The sequence below is a fragment of the Cryobacterium sp. MDB1-18-1 genome, assembly GCF_004402735.1.
Classification (GTDB): domain Bacteria; phylum Actinomycetota; class Actinomycetes; order Actinomycetales; family Microbacteriaceae; genus Cryobacterium; species Cryobacterium glucosi.
Genome location: NZ_SOFR01000010.1, coordinates 1 through 23,659, shown reverse-complemented (window position 1 = coordinate 23,659; position 23,659 = coordinate 1). Strand labels below are relative to the sequence as shown.

General features: G+C 68.2%; 22 protein-coding genes. 18 read left to right on the top strand and 4 right to left on the bottom strand.

Annotated features, from left to right (window positions below; translation table 11 throughout):
- Positions 1-38 precede the first annotated feature (38 nt).
- Entirely contained in the window at positions 39-1,901 is a 1,863-nt protein-coding gene (locus E3O50_RS01800; RefSeq protein ID WP_134558511.1) for a DEAD/DEAH box helicase, read from the bottom strand.
- A 261-nt stretch (positions 1,902-2,162) separates the two neighbouring features.
- On the opposite strand from E3O50_RS01800, the gene E3O50_RS01795 reads away from it, so the two are divergent.
- The 6 genes from E3O50_RS01795 (at position 2,163) to E3O50_RS01770 (ending at position 7,840) form a co-directional block, all read left to right on the top strand.
- Positions 2,163-2,432: a metal-sensitive transcriptional regulator gene (locus E3O50_RS01795; protein ID WP_198413411.1), complete on the top strand. Its 270-nt coding sequence runs from the start codon at positions 2,163-2,165 to the stop codon at positions 2,430-2,432.
- Between the two features lie 48 nt (positions 2,433-2,480).
- A complete protein-coding gene (locus E3O50_RS01790; protein ID WP_134450244.1) occupies positions 2,481-2,726 on the top strand; it encodes a cation transporter in 246 nt (81 codons plus the stop codon).
- On the top strand, positions 2,723-5,026 hold the full coding sequence (locus E3O50_RS01785; protein ID WP_134558510.1) for a heavy metal translocating P-type ATPase: 2,304 nt from the start codon (positions 2,723-2,725) through the stop codon (positions 5,024-5,026). Before E3O50_RS01790 ends, E3O50_RS01785 begins: the two co-directional genes overlap by 4 nt.
- Before the next feature lie 14 nt (positions 5,027-5,040).
- Positions 5,041-5,316: an SHOCT domain-containing protein gene (locus E3O50_RS01780; protein WP_241975271.1), complete on the top strand. Its 276-nt coding sequence runs from the start codon at positions 5,041-5,043 to the stop codon at positions 5,314-5,316.
- 139 nt (positions 5,317-5,455) lie between these two features.
- Complete coding sequence (locus tag E3O50_RS01775) at positions 5,456-7,144, top strand: long-chain-fatty-acid--CoA ligase (protein ID WP_134558509.1); 1,689 nt, start codon at positions 5,456-5,458, stop codon at positions 7,142-7,144.
- A gap of 72 nt (positions 7,145-7,216) precedes the next feature.
- Positions 7,217-7,840, top strand: a complete 624-nt coding sequence (locus tag E3O50_RS01770; protein ID WP_241975270.1) for a sugar O-acetyltransferase — start codon at positions 7,217-7,219, stop codon at positions 7,838-7,840.
- A gap of 68 nt (positions 7,841-7,908) precedes the next feature.
- Here the strand turns inward: E3O50_RS01770 and E3O50_RS01765 are convergent, their stop codons facing one another.
- On the bottom strand, positions 7,909-8,553 hold the full coding sequence (locus E3O50_RS01765; RefSeq protein WP_134450252.1) for a YitT family protein: 645 nt from the start codon (positions 8,551-8,553) through the stop codon (positions 7,909-7,911).
- Between the two features lie 60 nt (positions 8,554-8,613).
- On the opposite strand from E3O50_RS01765, the gene E3O50_RS01760 reads away from it, so the two are divergent.
- The 7 genes from E3O50_RS01760 (at position 8,614) to E3O50_RS01730 (ending at position 17,579) form a co-directional block, all read left to right on the top strand.
- Entirely contained in the window at positions 8,614-9,612 is a 999-nt protein-coding gene (locus E3O50_RS01760; protein ID WP_134558508.1) for an LLM class flavin-dependent oxidoreductase, read from the top strand.
- Positions 9,613-9,777: 165 nt separating this feature from the next.
- A complete protein-coding gene (locus E3O50_RS01755) occupies positions 9,778-10,083 on the top strand; it encodes a hypothetical protein (RefSeq protein ID WP_134450254.1) in 306 nt (101 codons plus the stop codon).
- Between the two features lie 155 nt (positions 10,084-10,238).
- Positions 10,239-11,528, top strand: a complete 1,290-nt coding sequence (locus E3O50_RS01750; protein ID WP_241975269.1) for an MFS transporter — start codon at positions 10,239-10,241, stop codon at positions 11,526-11,528.
- Positions 11,529-11,644: 116 nt separating this feature from the next.
- Entirely contained in the window at positions 11,645-13,147 is a 1,503-nt protein-coding gene (locus E3O50_RS01745) for a DUF3375 domain-containing protein (RefSeq protein WP_166790616.1), read from the top strand.
- Entirely contained in the window at positions 13,140-13,946 is an 807-nt protein-coding gene (locus E3O50_RS01740) for a DUF4194 domain-containing protein (protein WP_134558507.1), read from the top strand. The genes E3O50_RS01745 and E3O50_RS01740 overlap by 8 nt, the downstream gene beginning before the upstream one ends.
- Positions 13,943-17,335, top strand: coding sequence for an SbcC/MukB-like Walker B domain-containing protein (locus tag E3O50_RS01735; RefSeq protein ID WP_134450257.1), 3,393 nt, complete (start codon positions 13,943-13,945; stop codon positions 17,333-17,335). The genes E3O50_RS01740 and E3O50_RS01735 overlap by 4 nt, the downstream gene beginning before the upstream one ends.
- The gene (locus E3O50_RS01730; RefSeq protein ID WP_134450258.1) at positions 17,328-17,579 is read left to right on the top strand and encodes a hypothetical protein; all 252 of its coding nucleotides are present in this window, start codon (positions 17,328-17,330) and stop codon (positions 17,577-17,579) included. Before E3O50_RS01735 ends, E3O50_RS01730 begins: the two co-directional genes overlap by 8 nt.
- 21 nt (positions 17,580-17,600) lie before the next feature.
- Here the strand turns inward: E3O50_RS01730 and E3O50_RS01725 are convergent, their stop codons facing one another.
- Together E3O50_RS01725 and E3O50_RS01720 are read right to left on the bottom strand one after the other, a co-directional pair.
- A complete protein-coding gene (locus E3O50_RS01725) occupies positions 17,601-18,560 on the bottom strand; it encodes a 1-phosphofructokinase family hexose kinase (protein WP_134450259.1) in 960 nt (319 codons plus the stop codon).
- A 58-nt stretch (positions 18,561-18,618) separates the two neighbouring features.
- Entirely contained in the window at positions 18,619-19,002 is a 384-nt protein-coding gene (locus tag E3O50_RS01720) for an SHOCT domain-containing protein (protein ID WP_134450260.1), read from the bottom strand.
- 228 nt (positions 19,003-19,230) lie between these two features.
- Between E3O50_RS01720 and E3O50_RS01715 the strand changes: the two genes are divergently transcribed.
- The 5 genes from E3O50_RS01715 to E3O50_RS01695 form a co-directional block, all read left to right on the top strand.
- Positions 19,231-19,494 (top strand): hypothetical protein, encoded by a 264-nt coding sequence (locus E3O50_RS01715; protein ID WP_134558506.1) that lies wholly within the window; start codon positions 19,231-19,233, stop codon positions 19,492-19,494.
- A 48-nt stretch (positions 19,495-19,542) separates the two neighbouring features.
- Positions 19,543-19,872: an SHOCT domain-containing protein gene (locus E3O50_RS01710; RefSeq protein WP_134558505.1), complete on the top strand. Its 330-nt coding sequence runs from the start codon at positions 19,543-19,545 to the stop codon at positions 19,870-19,872.
- A gap of 127 nt (positions 19,873-19,999) precedes the next feature.
- The gene (locus tag E3O50_RS01705; RefSeq protein ID WP_134558504.1) at positions 20,000-21,304 is read left to right on the top strand and encodes an LLM class flavin-dependent oxidoreductase; all 1,305 of its coding nucleotides are present in this window, start codon (positions 20,000-20,002) and stop codon (positions 21,302-21,304) included.
- Positions 21,304-22,689, top strand: a complete 1,386-nt coding sequence (locus E3O50_RS01700; protein WP_134450264.1) for an NtaA/DmoA family FMN-dependent monooxygenase — start codon at positions 21,304-21,306, stop codon at positions 22,687-22,689. Before E3O50_RS01705 ends, E3O50_RS01700 begins: the two co-directional genes overlap by 1 nt.
- Positions 22,690-22,915: 226 nt before the next feature.
- Positions 22,916-23,659: DUF222 domain-containing protein (locus E3O50_RS01695; protein WP_134564541.1), on the top strand; the 744-nt coding region annotated here is incomplete at its 3' end.

Sequence of the window (23,659 nt, the reverse complement as noted above, 5' to 3'; positions counted from 1 at the left end):
CGCAGATGTTCCATCACCGCGCCGACGGCCTCCGAGCGCTAGTCGCGGCGGGGGTGGCGCGGGGCGCGGTCCTCGCGGCGCACCGGGCCGCTGTTGTCCGGCTGGATCTCGATGAGCTTGCCGCTGATCCGGGTTCCCACGAGACGATCTAGGACGTCCTGGGACAGGTTCTCTGGCAGCTCGACGAGCGAGTAGTCCGGGTTGATCTGGATGTGCCCGAAGTCCTCGCGGCTCAGGCCGCCCTCGTTCGCGATCGCGCCGACGATCTGGCGCGGCTCGACCTTCTGGCGCTTGCCGACCTCGATCCGGTAGGAGACGAGCGGGATGGTGCTGTCGCGGGGGCGCGGTTCGGGGCGCTCGCTCTTGCGCGGGCGGTCGTCGCGGTCCCAGCGATCGTCGCGTCCGCCACGGTCGTCGCGTCCGCCACGGCTGTCGCGGTTGTTGCGATCGTTGCGGGGCGCATAGCTGCCGCTGTCGTTGCGCTCGGAGCGTTCGCGTTCGTTGCGTTCGCGTTCGTCGCGACGCTGGTTGCGGGCATCCTGCTCGGAGAGGAGCAGCGGGGTCTCACCCTGGGCGACGACCGCGAGAGCTGCGGCGACGTCGGCCTCCGGCACGTCGTACTGCTCGACGTAGTGGGCGATGATGTCGCGGAACCGGTCGACGCGGGCGGTCTGGCCCAGCGCCTCGGTGATCGCGTCGTCGAAGCGCGCCAGGCGGGTGATGTTGACGTCCTCGACACTCGGCAGCTGCATCTGGGTGAGCGGCTGGCGGGTCGCCTTCTCGATGGCGTTGAGCAGGTGACGCTCACGGGGTGTGACGAAGCTGATCGCGGCACCGCTCCGCCCGGCGCGGCCGGTGCGGCCGATGCGGTGCACGTAGGACTCGGTGTCGATCGGGATGTCGTAGTTGATGACGTGGCTGATGCGCTCGACGTCGAGGCCGCGAGCGGCGACATCCGTTGCGACGAGGATGTCGAGCTTGCCCGACTTCAGCTGCTCGACCGTGCGTTCACGCTGAGCCTGCACGACGTCACCGTTGATGGCGCTCGCCGAGTAGCCGCGCGCGCGAAGCTTCTCGGCGAGGGTCTCTGTCTCGTTCTTGGTGCGGGTGAAGACGATCATGCCCTCGAAGTTCTCCACCTCGAGGATGCGGGTGAGCGCGTCGACCTTCTGCGGGTACGAGACCATCAGGTAACGCTGGGTCGTGTTCGCCGAGGTCGTGGTCTTGGTCTTGACCGTGATTTCTTCGGCGTCGTGCAGGTACTTCTTGGCGATGCGCCGGATGGACGCGGGCATGGTCGCAGAGAACAGCGCGACCTGCTTGTCTTCCGGGGTGTCGGCGAGGATCGTCTCGACGTCTTCGGCGAAGCCCATCTTGAGCATCTCGTCGGCCTCGTCGAGCACGAGGTACTTCAGCTCGGACAGGTCGAGGGTTCCCTTGGCGAGGTGGTCCATGATGCGACCGGGAGTACCGACGACAACGTGGACGCCGCGACGGAGCGCGGAGAGCTGGACGCCATAACCCTGTCCGCCGTAAACGGGGAGGACGTGCACGCCGCGCATGTGCGAGGCGTAGCTTTCGAAGGCCTCGCAGACCTGGAGTGCGAGCTCGCGGGTGGGGGAGAGGACGAGGGCCTGCGGGTTCTTCTGCGCCATGTCGAGGCGGGACAGGATCGGCAGCGCGAACGCTGCCGTCTTTCCGGTCCCGGTCTGGGCGAGGCCGACGACGTCGCGGCCGGCGAGCAAGGGGGGAATGGTCGCGGCCTGGATGGCCGAGGGAGTTTCGTACCCGACGTCCTTGAGGGCTTTGAGCACGGCATCGGTCAGGCCGAGCTCGGAGAAGGTCTTCGCGACGAGGGCAGTTGCTGCCTCGCTCGGCGCTGTTGTATCAGGAGGCGTCATGTTATCAAAGGTAGTCGGTCGAAGCTCACCCCCCTATTAGGGAGACCGGGCCATCGGGACGAATCGGGCCGAATATGTACCATAGGGGGGTATTGGGTGTACCATAGGGGGGTATAAGGATCCGACGAGGAGGACAGCGCGATGACGGATATCAGTTCTACGGAGGTCGGTGCGACCGCGGTCGGTGCGACCGCAGCAGGTGCGACCGCAACGATCGCCGCCGAAGCGAGTGCAGACCCGCACAGCGGTCCGCATGGCTACATGTCCAACAAGGACGCCTACCTGAAACGGCTCCGCCGGATCGAGGGCCAGGCCCGCGGTCTGCAGGGCATGGTCGCAGACGACAAGTACTGCATCGACATCCTCACCCAGGTGTCGGCGATGACGAGCGCCCTGCAGGCGGTCGCTCTCGGCCTGCTCAACGACCACCTCAGCCACTGCGTGGTCGAGGCCGCCGTCAAGGGCGGCGACGAGGCCGACGCCAAGGTCAAAGAGGCCTTCGACGCCATCGCACGGCTCGTGCGGTCCTGAGCCACGGCTCACCCATTCACTACAAGGAACCAGAAAGAAGTGCATTCCATGATCGGACAGACGGAAAACGACCTCGGCATCAGCGAATACCAGGTGACGGGGATGACCTGCGCGCACTGTGTAGCGGCCGTGACGAAGGAGGTCGGCAAGCTCGCCGGCCCCGAGAACGTCGCGATCACCCTCGTTCCGGGCGGCACGTCCGTCCTGACGGTAACCGGCGCCCCTGTCGACCGTGCTGCCGTCGCAGCCGCCGTCGACGAAGCGGGTTACGAACTGGTCGCTGAGTCACGATGACCACCGAACGCGTCGACCTTCTCGTGGGCGGGATGACGTGTGCCTCCTGCGCGACCCGCATCGAGAAGAAGCTGAACCGGATGCCGGGAGTCGAGGCATCCGTCAACTACGCCACCGAAAAGGCGAGCGTCTCCCTGCCAGAGGGCACCACCGTCGACCAGGCCATCGCCGTGATCGAGGACACCGGATATACCGCAGAGCGCCCGCGCCCGCCGGAGCCGACCGCCGGGACCTCTGGCAGCGCACCCGCTCCCACGGCGCAGGAGCTCGAGGTGGCGAGCCTGCGTCACCGCCTCCTCGTGTCGACGGCGCTCGCGATCCCCGTCGCCGCGATGTCGATGATTCCCGCCCTGCAGTTCACCAACTGGCAGTGGCTCGCCCTGACCCTCGCGGCGCCCGTCGCCGTCTGGGGCGCCTGGCCCTTCCACCGCGCCATGTGGATGAACCTCCGGCACGGCGCGACGACCATGGACACCCTGATCAGCATGGGCATCATCGCCTCACTCGGCTGGTCGCTCTACGCGCTCTTCTTCGGCACAGCCGGCATGCCGGGCATGCGGATGACGTTCAGCCTCACCGCCCAGGCCGGCGGCGGAGCGAACGAGATCTACCTCGAGGTCGCATCCGCGGTCACGGTCTTCCTCCTCGCGGGCCGGTACTTCGAGGCGCGCGCGAAGAAGCAGTCCGGGGCGGCGCTCACCGCCCTCCTCGAACTGGGCGCCAAGGAGACCGCCGTGCTCCGTGACGGCGTCGAGGTCATCGTGCCCACATCATCCCTCGTCGTCGGCGACCAGTTCGTGGTGCGGCCCGGCGAGAAGATCTCCACGGATGGCGTCGTGGTCGAGGGCGTGTCCGCCATCGACGCGAGTATGCTCACCGGCGAAGCCGTGCCGGTCGAAGTCAGTCCGGGCGCCGTCGTCGTCGGGGCGACCCTCAACTCGGGCGGACGGCTCGTGGTCCGGGCCACCCGGATCGGCGCCGACACCGAACTCGCCCAGCTCGGGCGCCTCGTCGAGCAGGCCCAGACCGGAAAGGCCGACGTGCAGCGCCTCGCCGACCGGGTCTCCGGGGTGTTCGTGCCGATCGTCCTCGGTCTCTCCCTCGCGACCCTCGCGGTCTGGCTTCTGGTCGGTGCAACCCCCGTCGTCGCCTTCACCGCCGCCGTCGCGACACTCATCATCGCCTGCCCCTGCGCGCTCGGGCTGGCCACACCGACGGCACTGCTGGTCGGCACCGGCCGCGGCGCACAGCTCGGCATCCTGATCAAGGGCCCGCAGGTGCTCGAATCCACCCGGCGCGTCGACACCATCGTGCTCGACAAGACCGGCACCGTGACCACCGGGCGGATGTCCCTGGTTCAGGCCGTCCCCGCCTCAGGGCTCGAGGCCGCCGAACTGCTCCGGTTCGCCGGGGCCGCAGAGGCCGGGTCCGAGCATCCGATCGCGAAGTCCATCGTGACCGGGGCGAGGGAACGGGTCGGTACCCTCCCGGCCGCCGAATCGTTCGCCTCCGCGGACGGCCTCGGAGTGCAGGCCGTCGTCGACGGTCGCCTCGTCGCCGTCGGCCGGCCGCGTTGGCTCACCGAGCAGTGGGGCATCGTCTTCACGCCCGACCTCGAGGCGGCGCTCGCCGCTGGCGAGGACAGAGGCGAGACCCCGGTCGCCGTGGCCTGGGACGGAGTGGCCCGCGGCATCCTCACCGTCGCCGACGCCGTCAAGGACACGAGCGCCGCCGCAATCGCCGAATTCCGCCGCCTCGGCCTCACCCCGGTGCTCCTGACAGGGGACAACGACACCGTCGCCCGGAACGTAGGCACCCTCGTCGGCATCGACGACGTGCGCGCCGGCGTGCTCCCCGCCGAAAAGGCCGAGGTCATCCGCGCCCTGCAAGCCGAGGGACGGGTCGTTGCCATGGTCGGCGACGGCGTGAACGACGCCGTCGCGCTCGCCACCGCCGACCTCGGCATCGCCATGGGCACCGGCACCGACGTCGCGATCGAGGCGAGCGACCTCACCCTCATCCGGAGCGACCTCGTCGCGGCAGCGGATGCCATCCGGCTGTCCCGGCGCACGCTCGCCACGATCAAGGCGAACCTGTTCTGGGCCTTCGCCTACAACGTGGCCGCGATCCCGCTCGCCATGCTCGGCCTGCTCAACCCCCTGATCGCCGGCGCCGCAATGGCGCTGTCCTCGGTCTTCGTGGTGAGCAACAGCCTCCGCCTCCGCGGTTTCCGCGGACTGACCCTGCCGGCCGCTGCCCCTCGTACCCCCATGGGTATGGCGAGTAGCGTGACGGTATAACGAAGGAGAACAGCATGATGTGGGGCAACGGGTACGGCATGGGATTCATGTGGTGGGTGTGGCCGGTCGGGCTGGTCCTGATCCTGGGCGTAGTCCTGCTCACCATCGTGACCATCCGGGTCTTCAGCAGCGTGAGCGGGACCCGTGCGGAAGGGCCGCAGGGCAACGTCCCTTCCGGGCCGGTCTCGACCGGACGCAGCGCGGCACGACTCCTTCTGGACGAACGTTTCGCACGCGGCGAACTCGACGCCGAGGAGTACCGGCACCGCGTGCAGGTGCTCGGGGAGTAGTCGACTCAGGCTCAGGCTTCGCCGCCGCCGCGCCCGTTTCGGCCGCCCGCTACCGCCGTTTCGGTAGCGGCGGCGGGCCCTGCACGAGCTCGTGCCGTGTCGCGCGCGGCCGGGGAGCCGTTCGCGGGAGGATGGGAGCATGGCCAACACTGAGCAACAGCCCTGGGTAAAGAACTACCAACCGGGGGTTCCGGCCGAAATCGACCTTCCGACGGAGTCGCTCGTCGCCATGCTCGAACGGTCCGTCGCCGATGCAGGCACCCACCCGGCCCTCGAGTTCTTCGGACGGCGGACGACCTACACCGAGCTCGGTGAGCAGATCGACCGCGCGGCGGAGGGCCTCCGGCACCTCGGCGTCCGCGCCGGAGACCGGGTCGCGCTCCTGCTGCCGAACTGCCCCCAGCACGTCGTCGCGTTCTACGCGGTGCTGCGCCTCGGCGCGGTCGTGGTCGAGCACAACCCGCTCTACACCTCGCGGGAACTCCGCCACCAGTTCGAGGACCACCAGGCCCGCATCGTGATCGCCTGGGACAAGACGGTCGCGGCGATCCGCGCCTTCCCTGCCGACATCGAGATCGACCACATCGTCTCTGTCAACCTACTGATGGCGTTCCCGACGATCAAGCGCCTGGCCCTGTACCTGCCGGTCAAGAGCCTGCGGGAGTCCCGCGAGGCCCTCACTGGTTCCGCGCCCGGCACGATCGCCTGGAAGGAACTACTCACGCACGGTCGCATCGACCCGGAGCACCCGCATCCGTCGGTCGACGACCTTGCCGCCATCCAGTACACCTCCGGCACCACGGGCCGTCCCAAGGGTGCGATGCTCACCCACTTCAACCTGTATTCGAACGCGCTCCAGGGCGAGGCGTGGATGCACGGAGCCGAGTATCGCAAGGAGATCTTCTACGCGATCCTGCCGATGTTCCACGCCTTCGGCATGACGCTCTACCTGACTTACGGCATCCGCAAGCAGGCGCTGCTCGTGCTGTTCCCGAAGTTCGAGCCCGGGCTGATCCTCGCCGCGATGAAGAAGTCGCCCGCGACCGTCTACTGCGCCGTTCCGCCCATCTACGAGCGCACCGCCCGGGCCGCGCAGGAACAGGGCGTCTCGCTGCGCTCCTGCAAATACTGCATCTCCGGCGCGATGAACCTGCCCGCGCACGTCGTGGAGCTCTGGGAATCGGTCTCCGGCGGCCTTCTTGTCGAGGGCTATGGGATGACCGAATCCTCCCCGGTCGCCCTCGGCAACCCGTTCTACTCCACCCGCCGTCCCGGCACGATCGGGGTGCCGTTCCCCTCGACCCTGATGAAGGTCGTCGACCTGGACGACCCGAGCATGGAAGTAGCCCAGGGGCAGCCGGGGGAGCTGTTGCTCAAGGGCCCTCAGGTCTTTCAGGGGTACTGGAACAACCCGGACGAAACCAAGAAGGCGCTCTTGCCGGGCGGCTGGCTGCGCACCGGCGATATCGTCACCGTGGACGCCGACGGCTTCACGACAATCGTCGACCGGGCCAAGGAGCTCGTCATCACCGGCGGGTTCAACGTCTCACCCACCGAGGTGGAGACGGCGCTGCGGCTGCACGCGTCCATAAAGGACGCCGCGGTCTTCGGCAAGCCGCTCGAGCGCGGCGGGGAGATGGTCGTCGCAGCCGTGGAGCTCGAACCCGGCGCGACGCTCGACCAGGAGGCCCTGCGCGCGCACTGCCGTGAACTGCTCGCCGCATACAAGATCCCGCGCCGCATCGTGCAGATCGACGACATGCCGCGGTCGATGCTCGGCAAGATCCTGCGCAGGCAGGTGCGCGAGCAGGTGCTGCCGCTGCTCTGAGAGGGATCGTACCCGCCACCCGTTTGTTGTTATCGCAAACAAATACCCGGGATGCGGTTTAGGATTGTCCACGTGGACCTCACCGAACGACCGACCCCCGATCCCGACCGCTCCGAATTCGACAAGATGGTCGCGGGGGACTGGTACCGCTACCGGTCCGGCCCCGAGCTCGCCGAAATGACGAACAGCACCCAGCGCACCTGCCGTCGGATCACGGCCCTCTACGACGAGGACAGGGAGGCCGCATACGCGCTGCTGACGGGCATGCTCGGCACGGCGGGGGAGAACCTCGACTTCCGGCCGCCGATGTACCTCGACTACGGATCCCGCCTGCACATCGGCAGGGACACCTTCATCAACGGGGACTTCCTCACCCTGGGCGGCGGCGAGATCACGATCGGGAACAACGTGCTGATCGGGCCGAGCGCCCGCCTCTACACGCCGATCCATGCTCTCGACGTCGACGAGCGCCGCGCGGGCTACGAGCGCGTTCTGCCCATCCACATCGGCAACGACGTCTGGCTCGGCGGCAACGTCGTCGTACGCCCCGGGGTCACGATCGGTGACGGCAGCGTGATCGGTGCCGGGTCCGTCGTGACCAAGGACGTGCCGGCCGGGGTCATCGCCGTCGGCAACCCGGCCAGGGTCGTGCGCACGATCGGCGAGCCGGAGCAGGCCACGGGCGAAGGCGAATAGAGCCGCGCCTCGCAGAGTGGCCCGAGTGGCCCGGCAAGCCCGAGACCGCCCGCAGCGGATGCCGCGGCTCAGGTGCCGAGGTAGCGTCCCGGCCGGTGGTTGAGCGCGAGCACGAGGTTGAGCACGATCGCGCCCGCCGCCGAGAGGGCGACGTTCAGCGGTGCGACGACCGTGATCGCGGCGACGACGACGGTCACGTCGAACACCATCTGCACATACCCGGCACGCCAGCCGAGGCGCTCCTGCAGGAGCAGGGCGAGGATGTTGAACCCACCCAGGCTGGCCTTGTGGCGGAACAACACGATCAGCCCCACCCCGATCACGAGGTTGCCGAACAACACGCCGTAGACCGGATTGAGGTGCTCGATCCCGAGGGCGTACGGGTGCAGGGACGAGAACGCGGAGACGAGCGCGACCGCGATGACGGTGCGCAGCGTGAAGTTCCAGCCCTTCTTCCAGAGAGCGAGGGCGAAGAACGGCACGTTGATCGCGAAGAAGAACACACCGAACGGCACGGGAGCCGCGTAGCTCAGCAGGAGCGCGAGTCCCGCCGTGCCGCCGGTCACCGCCGCGCTCGCCTTGAGCAGGAACAGCCCGAACGACGCGAGGAGGGTGCCGGTGAGGATTCCGAGAACGTCCTCGACCGCCGAATGGCGCGGCGCGACATCCGTGTTGAGTGTTCTGGGCTCGACGGCCAGGGGAGATTTCGGCATTATGCAAGTCTGCACGATGGCACGGGTAACGTTTCGCACCCGTGCGTGGTTGTCCACGGTATGACTGTTGCCCTGTCCATTCTTGACCTCGCTCCGATCGCACCCGGGCAGACTGCCAGGGAGAGCTTCGCGGGAAGCGTCCGCCTTGCGCAGACCGCCGAGAAGCACGGCTATACCCGTGTCTGGTACGCCGAACACCACAACATGCCGACGATCGCGTCCTCGGCCACGAGCGTCCTCGTCGGCCATGTCGCGGGCCAGACGTCGACCATCCGGCTCGGCTCCGGCGGCGTGATGCTGCCCAACCACTCTCCGCTCACCATCGCCGAACAGTTCGGCACCCTCGCCGAGCTCTACCCTGGGCGGATCGACCTGGGCCTCGGCCGCGCCCCGGGCAGCGACCAGACTACCGCGCGGGCGATGCGTCGCGACCCCCGCGCCTCCGACCAGTTCCCCCAGGACGTGATGGAGCTCCAGGCCTACCTGCGCGGCGAGTCGATCGTGCCGGGGGTGCAGGCCATCCCCGGTGCCGGCACCAACGTGCCGCTCTACATCCTCGGCTCCTCGCTCTTCGGAGCAGGCCTGGCCGCGGCGCTCGGCCTGCCGTACGCCTTCGCCTCCCACTTCGCGCCGGACGCCCTGCACAAGGCCATCGCCCTGTACCGGCGCGACTTCAGGCCCTCGGCGCAGCTCGCCGAGCCGCACGTGATCGTCGGTGTGAACGTGATCGCCGCAGACGACCGGGCGGATGCCGTCCGACAGTTCGAGGAGACCCGGCGGAACCGGGTGCGCGGCATGCTCACGCGCGGTCCGGCGTCGCCGGAGTACACCGACCAGCAGGTCGACGCCTTCCTCATCACTGCGGAAGGGCGTCAGATCGCGAATATGATGCGCTACTCGGCCGTCGGCGATCCCGCAGACGTGCGGGTCTTCCTCGACGACTTCGTCGCCTCGACCCACGCCGACGAACTGATCATCGCGCACGCCTCGCGGGACATCGAGGCTCGGCTGCGCTCGGTCGAGCTGACCGCCGGAGCCATGAACGGCGTGACCGTCTGACCGATCCCGGCGCCTTGGATTCTTCGCATGGGAGGGTCCTCCTAAAAGGGGACTATCCGATTCCGGCAGGCGGTGGCGTTAATGTCAGCCACGAGTCGAGAGGTTCCATGAGCTGCCCGGGGTCACCGGTAGCCCCGGCCGACCGTCGTGAGAGCCGGAGATCCGATGTCGCACCCCGCAGTCCAAACCACCCGCCGCCGCACGCCAGCTGTCGCCTCCCTGTCGCTTCGCCTGATTTCCCGGGACGACGCGATCAGGACGATTCGCCTCGTCGTCGTGCGGTGCGAGGATGACAGCCTGCAGGAGATCCGGTTCCGCGACCAGGTGATCGGCTTCATCCGCCGGGACGAGCCGTTGTTCCGCGCGCTCAGCGGCACCCAGCTCGACGGGGCGTGTGAACGTGGACACTCCCTGCTCTGGGACAAGGCGGCGGCTCTCCTCGTCGACGCAAGCGGGCTGCTCCCCGCCTGACCGTGCATTCGGCGCGGGCGCGACCGGTCGTGGAGCGCGGGCGTCGCTGGGGAGCGTAGCGTGGAGCAGACCCGATCGATTTTCGATCGTGGGTAGACGCAGGGCATTTCTTGACTTCACCCGCGGATCTTTTCCCGCCCACCACTCCCATTCCGGTGAACGAAGGCCCCCGCCCGTGGCGCCAGACCCTCGACTCCCTGAGCGTTCCGAACTTCCGCCTGTTCACGGCGTCCAACGCGGTGGCCATGACCGGCACCTGGATGCAGCGCATCGCCCAGGACTGGCTCGTGCTGCAACTGACCGGCAGCGTCGCGGCCGTCGGGGTGACCGTCACGATGCAGTTCGCTCCGATGCTCGCCTTCGGCCTCTTCGGCGGCGTGATCGTCGACCGTTATTCGAAGCGGATGCTGCTCATGCTCACCCAGTCAGCGGCCGCCCTGCTCAGCGCTGTCCTCGCGGTGCTCACCCTCACCAACACCGTGCAGGTCTGGCAGGTCTGGGCGATCGCCTTTCTGGTCGGGCTCGTCACCGTGATCGACAACCCCACCCGTCAGGTCTTCGTGAACGAGATCGTCGGCCCGCGCTACCTCCGCAACGCGATCACGGTGAACTCGACGGTCTTCCAGCTCGGCGCGCTGATCGGGCCGGCCATCAGCGGTGCCCTGATCGTCGCGGTCGGGTCCGGCTGGTCCTTCGGCATCAACGCCGCCGCGTGCCTGCTGACCGTCCTCGCCCTGACCAGGCTCGACGCCTCCGCGCTGTACCGCACCCCGACGGCTCCGCGGCAGAAGGGGCAGCTCATCGAGGGCCTGCGCTATGTCGTCTCGAAGCCGACCATCCTCTGGCCGATCGTGATGCTCGCCTTCCTCTCCGTCTTCTCCCTCAACATGCCCGTGCTCCTGGCCGCATACGCCGACCACGTCTACAAGGTGGGCGCAGGCGGCTACGGCCTGTTCAACACCCTGATCGCCGTCGGCGCGGTCGCGGGTGCGCTCGCCTCGACACGTCGGGCCAACATCCGCTTGCGGACGGTCATCGTCAGCGGCGGAGTCTGGGCCCTGATCCAGGCGAGTTCCGGCCTGATGCCCACCGAGATCAGCTTCGGGGCCGCCCTCATCGTCACGGGCATCGCGAACCAGTTCTTCTTCACCGCGGGCAACCCACTCGTGCAGATGTCGTCCAACGTGCGGGTGCGCGGGCGGGTCATGTCGGTCTGGGTGCTCGTGCTGCTCGGCGGCCAGGCGATCGGAGGGCCCCTGATGGGCTGGATCGTCGAGTCCTTCGGCCCGGACACCGGGATGCTCGTGTCCGGCCTCGTGCCCGCGCTCGCCGCGGTGGTCATCGCCCTGATCCTCGCGCACCGGAACGAGCTGCACCTGACGGTGCGCCTCCGCAGGCGCGGGCGCCCGGGAGAGCACTGGGGCGGCTCGAACCTAAGCTCCTGACCGGCCCCCGTGCCCGTCCCGTTCCTGCCCAGCGCCAGCCCGTGCGACCGGACCCTGGACAGAATCGAATCTCGCGCCCGTTACGGTTGAAGGGGTCCGGGAAGGGAACTACCACTGTGAGCGAAATTGCGGGTGAACTGGCGCGCGTGCGCGAAGCCTTCGACAAACCCACCCTGCGCTTGCTCGATCGCAAGTGGGCGCCGTTTGTCCTCGCCGTCTTCAAGTCGGCGTTCAGCCGTGACCGGCGGAGCGTCCAGGCCGACCGCCTGCACTCGCAGGTCGACGCCTACCTCGCCGACCTCCGGTCCGTCGGGAGCGAGGTGCCGGGCAAGAACGGCCGCGCCCTCTGCGTCCAGTGGATGAATGACCTCTGGCTCTACCGCGAGACCGGGGAGGGCGGTGAGGAGCAGTACTCCCTCACCTCGCACGCCCTCGAGGCACTCCTCCTCGTCGACAGCCTCTCCCAGGACCGCGCCCTGATCAGCGAGTCCCGCCTCACGACCATCGTCGACAGCGTCCGCCACCGCGCCACCCAGGCCACCCCCGACCGGGAAGCGCGGATCCGCCGTCTCGACCAGGAGATCGCCGAGAAGACCGCGGAGCGCGACCGACTCCAGGGCGGCGGCGAGATCGCCACCGCGACCGACGAACAGATGCACGAAGGCTATGCGAACCTCGTCGACCTGATCATGCAGCTGCCGAGTGACTTCAAACGCGTCGAGGAATCCGTGGCGGCCATGCACCGCCAGATCGTGAGCGACTTCCGCGGCGAGGAACGCCCGATCGGCGAGGTCCTCGACGAATACCTCGCCAAGACCGATGCCCTGATGTCGGCGACCGCGGAAGGCCGCGCCTTCGAGGGCGCCTTCACGCTGCTGCGCGACGACGCACTCCTCTCCGATGTCAAGAACGACCTCGAAGCGATCCTCGACCATCCCTTCGCCGCCCGGCTGACCACCGCGGAGCGACGCACCTTCCTCGGCACCGTCGGGCTGATCCGCAAGGGCATCGACGACGTGCTGACCCAGCGGAACGGCCTCACGACCACTCTCCGCGAGCACATTGTGAACCACGACGTCGTCAAGGACCGCGAACTCGAGCGCCTCCTGCGGGAGATCAACAAGGAACTCGCGGTCTGGATGGAGACCGCCGGACCCCGGTCGACGGTCACGGCAGAACTCATGCCCGGCATTCTCGACGTCGAGCACCTCCGCGAACGGTTCTACGATCCGCTGAACCACAGGCCGCCGCCGGACCTCGAGGACGTGTCCGAGTATGCCCCCGAACCGCCGAGCCTCGACGACATGCGCAGGCAGGGCGGCCCGATGCTCGAACGGATGCGTGACGCCCTCGTGACGTTCCGCGGAACGGGAGACGCGGCATCCGTCGGTGCGGCGTTCAACGGCCTCGAACCGGCGTTGCGGCGCCCGGTCGAGATTCTCGGCATGCTGCAGATCGCGACCCAGGTCGACGCGCTCGGCCGCGCGCACCAGGTCGAGAGCTTCGAGACCGTGCGGCCCGACGGCAGCCGGCGCACTTTCTCGGTTCCCCGCATCATCCTGAACGACCACGAAACGGCGGCCCTGGCCGCCCTGAACTATGGATCCGATCATGACTGACGAGTGGACAGACGACCAGGACGACCAGGACGGCCGCGACGACCTCGACCGCGACGACGACGGCCTGGACGGTGACGCCGGCGCAGGGATCGACGCCGCCATCGACGACGAGCCCGCGAGCTTCTCCCTCTTCGAGGGCGACGAGGGCGGCCTCACTGTGGAACAGCGCCGTACCCTGGTGCTCCTGATGAAGCACCGCTACGTGTCAGCAGCGCTTCAGCCCGCGGAATGGCGCACCCTGCTCGACTCGCAGCGGCTGCTCAAGTCGCGCCTCAACGACATGTTCCTCGACCTGCACATCGACCTGCACTACCAGGTCGCGTTCAAACGGCAGGCCGTCTCGGAGGCGGGAGACCGGTTCCCGACCCTTCTGCACGACGTCGCATACACGCGCGAGGAAACGATCCTGCTCGTGCTGCTGCGCCAGCGGTTCCGCAGCGAACGCGCAAACGGCCAGGACATCGTGCTCGTCGACCGCGACAATCTCGTGGAGAATGTGGCGCACTTCCGCCCCGAGTTCTCGATGGACCGGTACGGCGACGCCCGCAAGGCGAGCGCCGCCGTCGACAGCCTCGCCAAGGCGCGGGTGCTGCTCAAGACGAGCGATCCGGACCGATTCCGCATCTCGGCCGTGATCGAAGTTCTGCTTCCGCTCGAACGGCTCGCCGAACTGCACGAATGGCTCGTCGAGCAGAACGCAGCCGGTGCGCCCGCCGCGGTCGTGCCCGCACCCGGGCTCCCCGACAAGGGTGCGCTTGATCCGGGCGACCGCGACCCCGAACTGGAGGCGATCTCATGAGCGATTCCCCACTCTTCTACATCGACGGATCCACTGAGGGCACGACGCAGTGGCGCGCCGAACTGTTCCAGATGGTCAACTGGGGCGGCTTCCAGGGCCACCACGAGATCACCTTCGCCCCCTCGGCGACCCTGCTCTCCGGGGCATCCGGAACCGGCAAGAGCAGCCTCCTCGACGCCTACCTCGCGCTGATGATGCCCTCGGACACACCGTTCAACGGTGCGTCCAACGACGCGGGGTCCGGCAGGGCACGGAGCCTCGACCAGCGCAACCTGATGACCTACCTCAGGGGCAAGACCGACTCCAACCGTGAGGCCGGCACAGGGGAGATGCAGGACCAGGTCCTCCGCGGCGCGCACGACGCGACCTGGGGCGCGGTCGCGATGACCTTCGTCGACGACAACGGCCGCCGGTTCACGGTGCTGCGCGCCTATTTCGTGCCACGGGGCGCGACCAAATTCGCCGACATCACCATGAAGATGGCCACCCAGGACGGCCTCCTCGACCTGCGTGACCTCGCCGACGTCACCGAGGCGCGCTTCGACAAGCGGGCGCTCCGGACCCGGTTCCCCGAACTGGATGTCTTCGACACCTACGCGGCATTCGCCCAGACCCTCTACACCCGGCTCGGAATCGGCGCCAACGGCGAGGGCGGCAAGGCGCTGCGGCTCCTCGCGCGGATCCAGGCCGGACAGCAGGTCAAGACGGTCGACGGGCTCTACAAGTCGATGGTCCTCGAAGAGCCGGCCACCTATGCGGCGGCAGACAAGGCCGTCGATCATTTCGAGGACCTCGAGAGGTCCTACGGGGCCATGCTGACCGAGGCCCAGAAGGCGAAGGTCCTCGAACGAATTCCCGACCTGCACCGGGAGTACGAGACAGCTGCGGAGAAGGCCGACCTGATCGACACCTTCGGGGTCCATCGCACCGGCGACACCCCGTTCGTGCTCTGGCAGCTCCTCACCGAGCAGGGACTGCTCGAGGGTGCCGCAGACACCAATCGCATCCGCCGCCGGGACAACCAGGTCGAGCTCACCCGGGCCAGGAACGCCGAGACCGAGCTCAAGTCCCGCGTCGCCGAGGTGCAGCACCAGCAGCGTGACAACGGCGGCGACGTCCTCGTCAGCCTGCAGAACGAGATCGGCCAGCTCCGGGACCAGCGCGACGACGTAGCGGCTGAGCGTGCGAAGTTCGACGACCGCACCGCCGTCCTCGCCCCGGCGATCGTCTCGCCGGCCGAATTCACCCTCGCGCAGAACGACGCGGAACGCTTCCTCGCCGGGTTTTCCGGGGCCGAGCGTGACCTCGAGGCCGAGCGCACGACCCTGCAACGGAACGCCTTCCCCGTCGAGGAACAGCTCAGGACCCTGGGCCAGGAGCACGACTTCCTCGCGGGCCGCGAGAACCTGATTCCCCAGCACCTGCACAATGCCCGGATGATGATCGCGGAGGCCGCGGGGATCCCCGCGGACGAGTTGCCCTTCGTCGCCGAACTCGTCGACCTCGCCGCCGGCGAGGAATCCTGGCGCCAGGCCGCCGAAGTCACCCTGTCGTCCGTCGTGCGCGTCATGCTCGTCGACGAGACGCGGTTGCGCGCCCTCAGCGCGGCCATCGAACCGATTCAGATCCCGGTGCGCATCCACTTCGAGGGCGTCGCACTCCGGGCGCACCGACCTCGTACCGGCGACCCCCGCTACGTGTCCGGCAAGCTCGTCTATCAGGATTCACCCTTCAGCGGCTGGGTCCAGGACCGGGTCAGCGCACCGAGCCTCGACGCGCTCTGCGTGGCCGAGGCCACCGACCTGGCCGGCGACGGCCCGCGGGTCACCCCGAGCGGCCAGACCCGAAACGGCAAGCGCGGGGCACACGGCTGGAACAAGGGCCAGGCGCCGATCGTCGGCTTCTCGAACGCCGGTCGACTCGCCGAGATCGTGGCCGAACGCGCCGAACTGGCCGGCGCGGCCGAGGCACTCTCCCGTGACGCCGCCGAAGTGGGGAACCGCATCGCCGACCTCCGCAGCAGGCGAAGCGCCCACCAGTACGTCGTGGACACCACCTGGCTGTCGATCGATGTGGCCGGCGCCGAGGCCAGGATCGCCGAGAAGGAAGCCGAATCGGAGCGCGTCCTCGCGGGCAGCGACATCCTCCGCGCCCTCAAAGCCGAGGAAGGACGCTTCTCCTCCGAACTCGAGGCCGCCCAGAAGCTCAAACACGCGGCCGATGGGACCGCCGAGCGTCTTGCCGCCGAACAGGCGCGGATCGTCGACCGTCAGGACGCCGTCTCCGGCATGCTCGACCGGATCGAACGTGACCAGGCGGCCACCCTCTCCGAGGAGCACTTCGCGCACCTGACCGACCAGTTCGCCCTCGTCGGAGACCAGGGCGACCTCGCCGCACTCGAGGGCGGCGTCCGACGGCTGCGCGAGCGCCTCACCGAGCAGTCCGCGCACGACAGGGAGAACGCCACGAGCGCCCGGGATTCACTGGTCCGCATCTTCGAGACGTTCCAGGGCCGGTGGCCAGACCCGAACATCGGCACCTCGCTCGAGTCGTACACGAGCTACCGGGACATCCTCGACGCCGTCTACACGCTCGGCCTGCACGAGCGGCGCCAGGAATGGAAGCGACGGCTGTCGGCGTGGAGCGGACAAGACCTCGTGCCTCTCACTGCGGCGTTCAACACTGCCATCGAGGAGATCGAGGACCGGCTCAGACCGATCAACGAGATCCTTGCAACCCTGCCGTTCGGGGCCGGCCGCGATCGACTGAAGATCGCACTGCGCCGCCTGCACCGCGACGACGCCACCGCGTTCCGCAAGGAGCTCAAGGTACTCGCGTCCGGAGCGACCGAGGACTTCACCGACGAGGAAACCGAGGCCCGGTTCACCCGTCTCCACAATTTCATGGCCCAGATTCGCCGGCCGGAACCAGGGACGCGCACGGAGTCGCAGCGGGACCTGCTCCTCGACGTGCGCAAGCACGTGGAGATCACCGCGGTACGGTCGACGCCCGACGGCGTCGAGGTGAGCACATACTCCTCGCTCGGCGGCAAGAGCGGTGGAGAGTCCCAGGAACTCGTGGCGTTCGTCGTCGGGGCCGCGCTGCGCTTCCAGCTCGGCGACGAGAGCCGCACCCGCCCGCGGTTCGCACCGGTCTTCCTCGACGAGGGTTTCGTGAAGTCGGACTCCGAGTTCGCCGGCCGTGCTGTGGCCGCGTGGAAGGGACTCGGCTTCCAGCTCATCGTGGGGTCGCCGCTCGACAAGGTCACCGCCCTCGAACCGCACATGGAACTCGTGCTCTCGATGACCAAGAACACCAGCACCGGCTACTCGTACATCACCCCGCTGTCGTCCCCAAATCCGGTCCCGGTAAGCTCGAACCATGGATGAAGAACAGACTGTACCGACCACCTATGTGCTTCCGAACAAGGAATTCCTCGAGATCGCCGATGGCGACACTCTTCCGGAAATCGGCGACGGGATCTACACCGGTGGCGTGGCCTACCGCGTCACCGACCTGTGGTTCATCGACGACGACGACGCGCCGTTGCCATACGGCTTCAACGTGTTCCTGACGGAAGCGCCCAAGAACGGCAACACTCTCCGCGAGTTCGACCCGATCTTCTTCGCGTAGGCCGTCGGCCGCCGCGCCGGCTCAGGCCCGCGCGGCGAGCTCGGCCTCGAGCCGTTCGACGTCCTCGCGGTGGCACAGTTCGGTTGCGGGTGTCGAGGCCGTGGCGCTCCCGGCGGCGACTCCCGCACGGAAGGCCTCCTCGACGGTTCTGCCCTGGGCGAGGCGCAGCACGAAGGCGCCGAGAAAGCTGTCGCCGGCCCCGACGGTGCTGATCACGGTCACCTTCGGAACCTCAGAGCGGATGACCCCGGTCTTCGATGCAAGCAGGGCGCCCTCTCCGCCGAGGGTGAGCGCCACGTACTCTGCTGCGCCGCTGGCGACGAGCGCCGACGCGGCCTCCGCCTGGCTCTCCGGAGTCTCGAGCTTCACGCCGGCGTGAGCCTCGAGTTCGCGGAGGCTGGGCTTGACCAGGAAGACCCCTTCCGCGAGCGCTCCGCTGAGGGCCGGACCGGAGGCATCCACGATGCACCGCGCTCCATTGGTTCTGGCCAGGCGGGCGACCCGTGCGTAGAAGTCGTCGGGGACTCCCGGGGGCAGGCTGCCGCTCGCGATGACATATCCGCCGCGGGGCATCGACGCGGCGAGGGTGTCGAGGCACGTGGTCCACTCGGCCTCGGACAGCTCGGGTCCCTGGAGCACGAAGCGGAACTGCTTGCCGGTATCGGTTTCGTCGACGGTGAAGCTCTGGCGCGTGCTTTCCTTGATCGGCACCAGAACGGTGGGGAGTCCTTCCGCTGCGATGAGCTGGCGATAGGCCTCTCCCGTTGGCCCGCCTGCCGCATACAGGGACAGCGCGGTGCCGCCGAGGCGACGGATGACCCTGGCCACGTTCACGCCGCCGCCCCCCGGGTCGATGCGCGTGCTCCCGCACCGGAGCTTGTGCTCCCCGGTCACATGGGCCGTCGAGGTGCTGACGTCGAGGGCGGGATTGATGGTGAGGGTCAAAATCGGTGGTGCATTCACGAGGCTCGAGGCGTCCATCTGCCCAGTCTAGAAGCCGCTACCGGAAGCGCTGGAGGCGCACGCCCTTCGCAGCGCGCTACCTGAGCGCCTTGGCCTTGAGCGCCTCGAACTCCGTGGCCGTGATCGAGCCGCTGTCGAAGAGTTCTTTCGCCTTCGCGATTTCCGCGGAGGGGCTGGCGGACGAGGCGACGGACCTCACGTAGTCATCCGTATATGCCTGCGCCTGCTGCACGCGTTCCGCCTGTCGTCTTGCCATGTCCGGGCCGCGGGCGATCAGGTAGACCAGGGCCGTCAGGAAGGGAACGAAAACGAGGAAGATCAGCCAGACGGCCTTGGCCAAACCGGTGAGCTTGTGATCCCGGAAAATGTCGCCGACGATCGAGAACAACACCATGAGATACGCGATGAACGCGAAACTCCAAAAGAAGAACCACACGACGTCCCAGAAATTCGCAAACATGAACTGCTCCTTGCCTCAGGTGCTCTTCTGTGTTCTTGCGATGCCAGGGGTTCTTGCGGTTCCAGGCCGGGTGGAGCAGGCAGGGCGAACCGAGCACGAGATCCGCTCCAGTGCCGGGCTATCTCGCCGGCAGCCCGACCATAGCGCGACCAGAGTCCGCCGGAAAGGTCTCCTTTCGCGGGCACCTTGATGCCCGCATCGGACGGGATTAGTGTCCCCAGTGTCCTGATGGAGCGTCTCGATGACGAGGTCGTGACGACGAGCGAGGAGAGACCGTGCCGACTCTCCGACGACGATGTTGACGAGCTGTCGACGGACCTCGAGAACAACAGCTCGGCGGCCATCCTGGTCTTCGAACACACCTGGTTCAGGCCGCTGCGCGATGCGATCCTGGACTCCGGAGGAGTCCTTCTCGAAGACGTGCACGTGCCCGAATCCGTCGTCGACGAGGTGCTGATGGCGCTGGAAGAACCCGGGGTCGACACCGACTGACCCCAACAGACCACGCAACACATTTCGGAACACGACGAAAGGAACACCATGATGCGTCGAGGTGGGCGACCCGGCCTGATGGGGACGATGGCACGCACCGCGGTCATCGCAGGCACGGCGACCGCAGTTTCCGGCGGAGTGAGCCGTCGGCAACAGGCCAGGGCCCAATCCGCAGCAGACCAGCAGGCAGCCCAGCAACAACCGCAACAGCCGCAGTACGCTCCACCACCGCAGGAGTATGTGCAGGCGCCGCAACCGGCGGCCGCCGCCGACGACAGCCTGTCCGCCCAGATCGAACGGCTCGCGACCCTCAAGACGGCCGGCGTGATCACCGACGCGGAGTTCTCGGCGGCGAAGGCAAAACTCCTCGGCATCTAACAATTGTTACCGCAGGTTTCACGCATGACTTTGTGTGACCTGCCTGCGGCCTGGCGGAACAGTGCCGTGCATATCGTGGGTGTCCGCGCAGACGACCGTGTCTCGCGCAGAGAAAAGGACACTCCCGATGACATCGTCGCTGTACCTGGGAATCGCACTCGACGGCGCCGGCTGGCACCCGTCGGCCTGGCGCGAGCCGGACGCCCGCCCCGCAGACCTGTTCCACCTCGACTACTGGGTCGCCCTCGTGCGTGCCGCCGAGGCTGCCGGCATCGACCTGGTCACGATCGAGGATTCCTTCGGCCTCCAGAGCTCGGGCTTCGGCGGAATCGACCCCCGCCGCGACGAGGTGCGCGGTCGACTCGACGCGCTTCTGCTCGCGACATCGATTGCGCCGCACACGAGCACGATCGGCCTCGTGCCGACGATCACCACGACGCACACGGAACCGTTCCACGTGGCAACGGGGGTGCAGACCCTCGACTACGTGAGCGAAGGCCGGGCCGGCTGGCGCGTGCAGGTCTCCGGGCGTGCCCATGAGGCCGCGCACGTCGGACGCCGCACGCTGCCCGCCCTCGACCCAGCCCTCGTCGTCCTGGGCGCAGACCCGGCCCAGACCGCCCTGATCGAGGACCTCTTCGGCGAGGCGCGCGACACCGTCGAGGTCGCCCGGCGGCTCTGGGACAGCTGGGAGGACGACGCCGTGATCCGCGATGTGGAGACGGGCCGGTTCGTCGACCGCGACAAGCTGCACTACATCGACTTCGAGGGCGACCGGTTCACCGTCAAGGGGCCCTCGATCACCCCGCGCCCGCCGCAGGGCCAGCCGTTCGTCTACGCGCTCGCCCACCAGAAGGTCCCGTACGAACTCGCCGTGGCCGGCGCCGACATCGTCGGCGTTACCCCGCACGACGACGCGCACCTCGAGGCCATCCTTGGGCAGCTCGAGACGGCGGCCCACGACGTGTCGCGCGGGGCAGACGAACCCCTGCGGGTCTGGACCGAGATCTCGGTCCTGATCGCGGAGACGGCGGATGCGGCCCAGGCGACCCTTGCCCGGCTCAACGCCACCCACGGGGAACCCTGGACCTCCGACACGCTCATCCTCGCCGACACCGCCGAAGCCGTCGCCACCCAGCTCCTGCACTGGCACAAGCTCGGCATCGACGGCGTTCGGCTGCGCCCGGCACGGCTTCCGGAAGACCTCTCGGCGATCACCGAGAGCGTCGTTCCGCTACTGCGTTCCGCGGGTGTCCTCGACCGGCCCGACGGGGTGGCCACGCTCCGCGCCCGGCTCGGATTCGGTCGCCCGGAGAGCCGCTACGCGACCCCTGCCGACGCCGACGCTCGCGGCACCGCTACGGCAGACACCGAAGGCGACCCCGCCGCAGACTCCACCTTCGAACTCGACCTGACCGGAAGCATCCGCTGATGACCACGACCGCCAGCACGACCGTCCACCCGATCCCCCAGGATGCCGCCGGGCGTCCGATTCGGCAGGTGCACCTCGCCGCGCACTTCCCCGGGGTGAACAACACCTCGGTCTGGAGCGACGGCAAGGCCGAGAGCCAGATCGCGTTCTCGTCCTTCCGGCACTTCGCGCAGAATGCCGAGCGCGGCAAGTTCGACTTCCTCTTCCTCGCCGAGGGGCTCAGGCTGCGGGAACAGAAGGGGCTCATCCATGACCTCGACGTCGTGGGTCGACCCAACACCCTCGCGATCCTGGCCGGGATCGCCGCCGTGACCGAACACATCGGCCTCGTCGGCACCCTCAGCTCGACCTTCAACGAACCGTACGAACTCGCCAGGCAGCTCGCGAGTCTCGACCTGCTGAGCGGGGGGCGGGCCGGCTGGAACATCGTCACGACCTCCGACGCCTTCCACGGCGAGAACTTCCGTCGCGGCGGCTTCCTCGACCCGAAGGACCGCTACGTGCGCGCCGAGGAGTTCGTCGCCGTCGCGCGCGCACTGTGGGATGGCTGGGCGCCCGGGGCCCTCGCCGCGAACAAGGACACGGGGGAGTTCCTCTCCGCCGATGCGCTCACGGCGGTCGACCACCACGGCCAGCAGTTCGACGTGAAGGGCTTCGGTACCCTCCCGCGCAGCCCACAGGGCCACCCGGTGATCGTGCAGGCCGGAGACTCTGCCGACGGCCGTGACTTCGCGTCGGCGAACGCGGAAGTGATCTTCTCCCTGCACTCCGAATTCGAGGACGGCCAGCGGTTCTTCCGCGATGTGAAGGGCCGCCTTCCGGCCGTCGGCCGCCACCCCGACTCCCTCAAGATTCTGCCGGCGGCGACCTTCATTCTCGGCGACACCGCGGCCGAAGCGCGGGAACGCTCCCGCGAAGTAGCGCTCCTGCAGGTGAGCCCGCAGACCGCGATCTCGTTCCTCGAGCAGCTCTGGGGCACCGACCTGGGCGGCTACGACCCGGATGGCCCACTGCCGGAGACCGACCCCGTCCTCGCCGACGAGGGCGTCACCCGCGGCCGGGTGCGCCATGTCGCGGACCCGGTTGCGGTCGCGAAGTCCTGGCGCGGCCTTGCTGAGGCCGAAGGGCTGAGCATCCGCGACCTGGTCATCCGCTTCGCCGCGAAGCACACCTTCGTCGGCACGCCGGTGCACGTCGCCGAGCAGATCAACCGGCACGTTCAGGAGGAAGCTTCAGACGGCTTCGTCATCGTCGGCCACACGAATCCGACGGGCCTCGACGAGTTCGTCGACCGGGTCATCCCGGAGCTTCAGGAGCGCGGCGTCTACCGCACCGAGTATGAAGCCGGCGCGACCCTGCGCGAGACGCTGGGCCTCACTCAGTAGCCCCAGGAGATTCGGGCAGCGGTGGTTGCAAATTCAGGAGATTGTTTGGGCCGGGCGGGATCGGCAGCACTGGTCCGCGGGCCGGTGCTGCTCGCCCGGGCGGATCTCCTGAGTTAGCCACCACGGGGTCGGAGTACTCGTTTTCAGGTATGAAAGCTGGGCTGGACAGCCCAAAATTATGTGAGTAAGTCTCGCATTCGTGTTCGATTCGGGGTAGAATCGGGGTATGGCAGGAGCTTCCGATCCCCAGTCACACACCCCGCAGTCACCCGGTTCCGGGGCTGCGGGGCACCAGCCCACCGCAGCGGGCGACCAGCTGGCCCCATCGGCGGAGTCGGCCCATCCGGTTGCGGTTGCCGAGGGTTTCGAGGGCGCGGAGGGTCTGGCCGGTTCGGTGCCGTCGGTGCATGCGGATGCTGTCGCCCGGCTCGCCGAGGCGCAGGCGGTTCTCGCCGATGCCCTGGCGGCGATCCCGGTGGGGCTGCTCAGTGACACAGAAGCTGTGACGGCGCTGAGCACGGTGGAGGCGATCGGTCGGACGGTTGACGCGGCCCGGGTGAGCACGGCGACGGATGTGGACCGGCGGGCCCGGGTCCTCGGCCGCGAAGGTCTGGCCTGGCGGATGGGCTGCACGGGCCCGTGGGATGTACTCACCCGGGTGACACGGGTGTCGGCCCGGGAAGTGAAGCGGCGCGTCAAGCTCGGCGACGCGGTGTTGCCGCGGCCGTGCGGCGGGAGCAGCTGGTTACCGCCCTTGTTCCCCACCGTCGGGGCCGCCCTGACGGCGGGGCAGATCGGGGTGGAGACGGCGGAGTTGATCGTGGCCGGGCTACAGGTGATCAGTCACCGGGTGGCCCCGGATGACCTGTTGACGGCGGAGCGGGCCCTGGTCGCCTCTGCGGCCGGGCTGATCACCCCGGAGACGGAGGATTTGGCCGGGGCGGGTGTCCCGGTGACGACGGACCTGATC

What these genes read in the sequence shown, in the direction of transcription:
- E3O50_RS01765 (WP_134450252.1), bottom strand. Translation starts at nt 8,553, where the DNA reads ATGCCGAAATCTCCCCTGGCCGTCGAGCCCAGAACACTCAACACGGAT.
- E3O50_RS01795 (WP_198413411.1), top strand. Translation starts at nt 2,163, where the DNA reads ATGTCCAACAAGGACGCCTACCTGAAACGGCTCCGCCGGATCGAGGGC.
- E3O50_RS01730 (WP_134450258.1), top strand. Translation starts at nt 17,328, where the DNA reads ATGGATGAAGAACAGACTGTACCGACCACCTATGTGCTTCCGAACAAG.
- E3O50_RS01705 (WP_134558504.1), top strand. Translation starts at nt 20,000, where the DNA reads ATGACATCGTCGCTGTACCTGGGAATCGCACTCGACGGCGCCGGCTGG.
- E3O50_RS01785 (WP_134558510.1), top strand. Translation starts at nt 2,723, where the DNA reads ATGACCACCGAACGCGTCGACCTTCTCGTGGGCGGGATGACGTGTGCC.
- E3O50_RS01775 (WP_134558509.1), top strand. Translation starts at nt 5,456, where the DNA reads ATGGCCAACACTGAGCAACAGCCCTGGGTAAAGAACTACCAACCGGGG.
- E3O50_RS01760 (WP_134558508.1), top strand. Translation starts at nt 8,614, where the DNA reads ATGACTGTTGCCCTGTCCATTCTTGACCTCGCTCCGATCGCACCCGGG.
- E3O50_RS01715 (WP_134558506.1), top strand. Translation starts at nt 19,231, where the DNA reads ATGGAGCGTCTCGATGACGAGGTCGTGACGACGAGCGAGGAGAGACCG.
- E3O50_RS01720 (WP_134450260.1), bottom strand. Translation starts at nt 19,002, where the DNA reads ATGTTTGCGAATTTCTGGGACGTCGTGTGGTTCTTCTTTTGGAGTTTC.
- E3O50_RS01725 (WP_134450259.1), bottom strand. Translation starts at nt 18,560, where the DNA reads ATGGACGCCTCGAGCCTCGTGAATGCACCACCGATTTTGACCCTCACC.
- E3O50_RS01710 (WP_134558505.1), top strand. Translation starts at nt 19,543, where the DNA reads ATGATGCGTCGAGGTGGGCGACCCGGCCTGATGGGGACGATGGCACGC.
- E3O50_RS01700 (WP_134450264.1), top strand. Translation starts at nt 21,304, where the DNA reads ATGACCACGACCGCCAGCACGACCGTCCACCCGATCCCCCAGGATGCC.
- E3O50_RS01740 (WP_134558507.1), top strand. Translation starts at nt 13,140, where the DNA reads ATGACTGACGAGTGGACAGACGACCAGGACGACCAGGACGGCCGCGAC.
- E3O50_RS01780 (WP_241975271.1), top strand. Translation starts at nt 5,041, where the DNA reads ATGATGTGGGGCAACGGGTACGGCATGGGATTCATGTGGTGGGTGTGG.
- E3O50_RS01735 (WP_134450257.1), top strand. Translation starts at nt 13,943, where the DNA reads ATGAGCGATTCCCCACTCTTCTACATCGACGGATCCACTGAGGGCACG.
- E3O50_RS01790 (WP_134450244.1), top strand. Translation starts at nt 2,481, where the DNA reads ATGATCGGACAGACGGAAAACGACCTCGGCATCAGCGAATACCAGGTG.
- E3O50_RS01755 (WP_134450254.1), top strand. Translation starts at nt 9,778, where the DNA reads ATGTCGCACCCCGCAGTCCAAACCACCCGCCGCCGCACGCCAGCTGTC.
- E3O50_RS01800 (WP_134558511.1), bottom strand. Translation starts at nt 1,901, where the DNA reads ATGACGCCTCCTGATACAACAGCGCCGAGCGAGGCAGCAACTGCCCTC.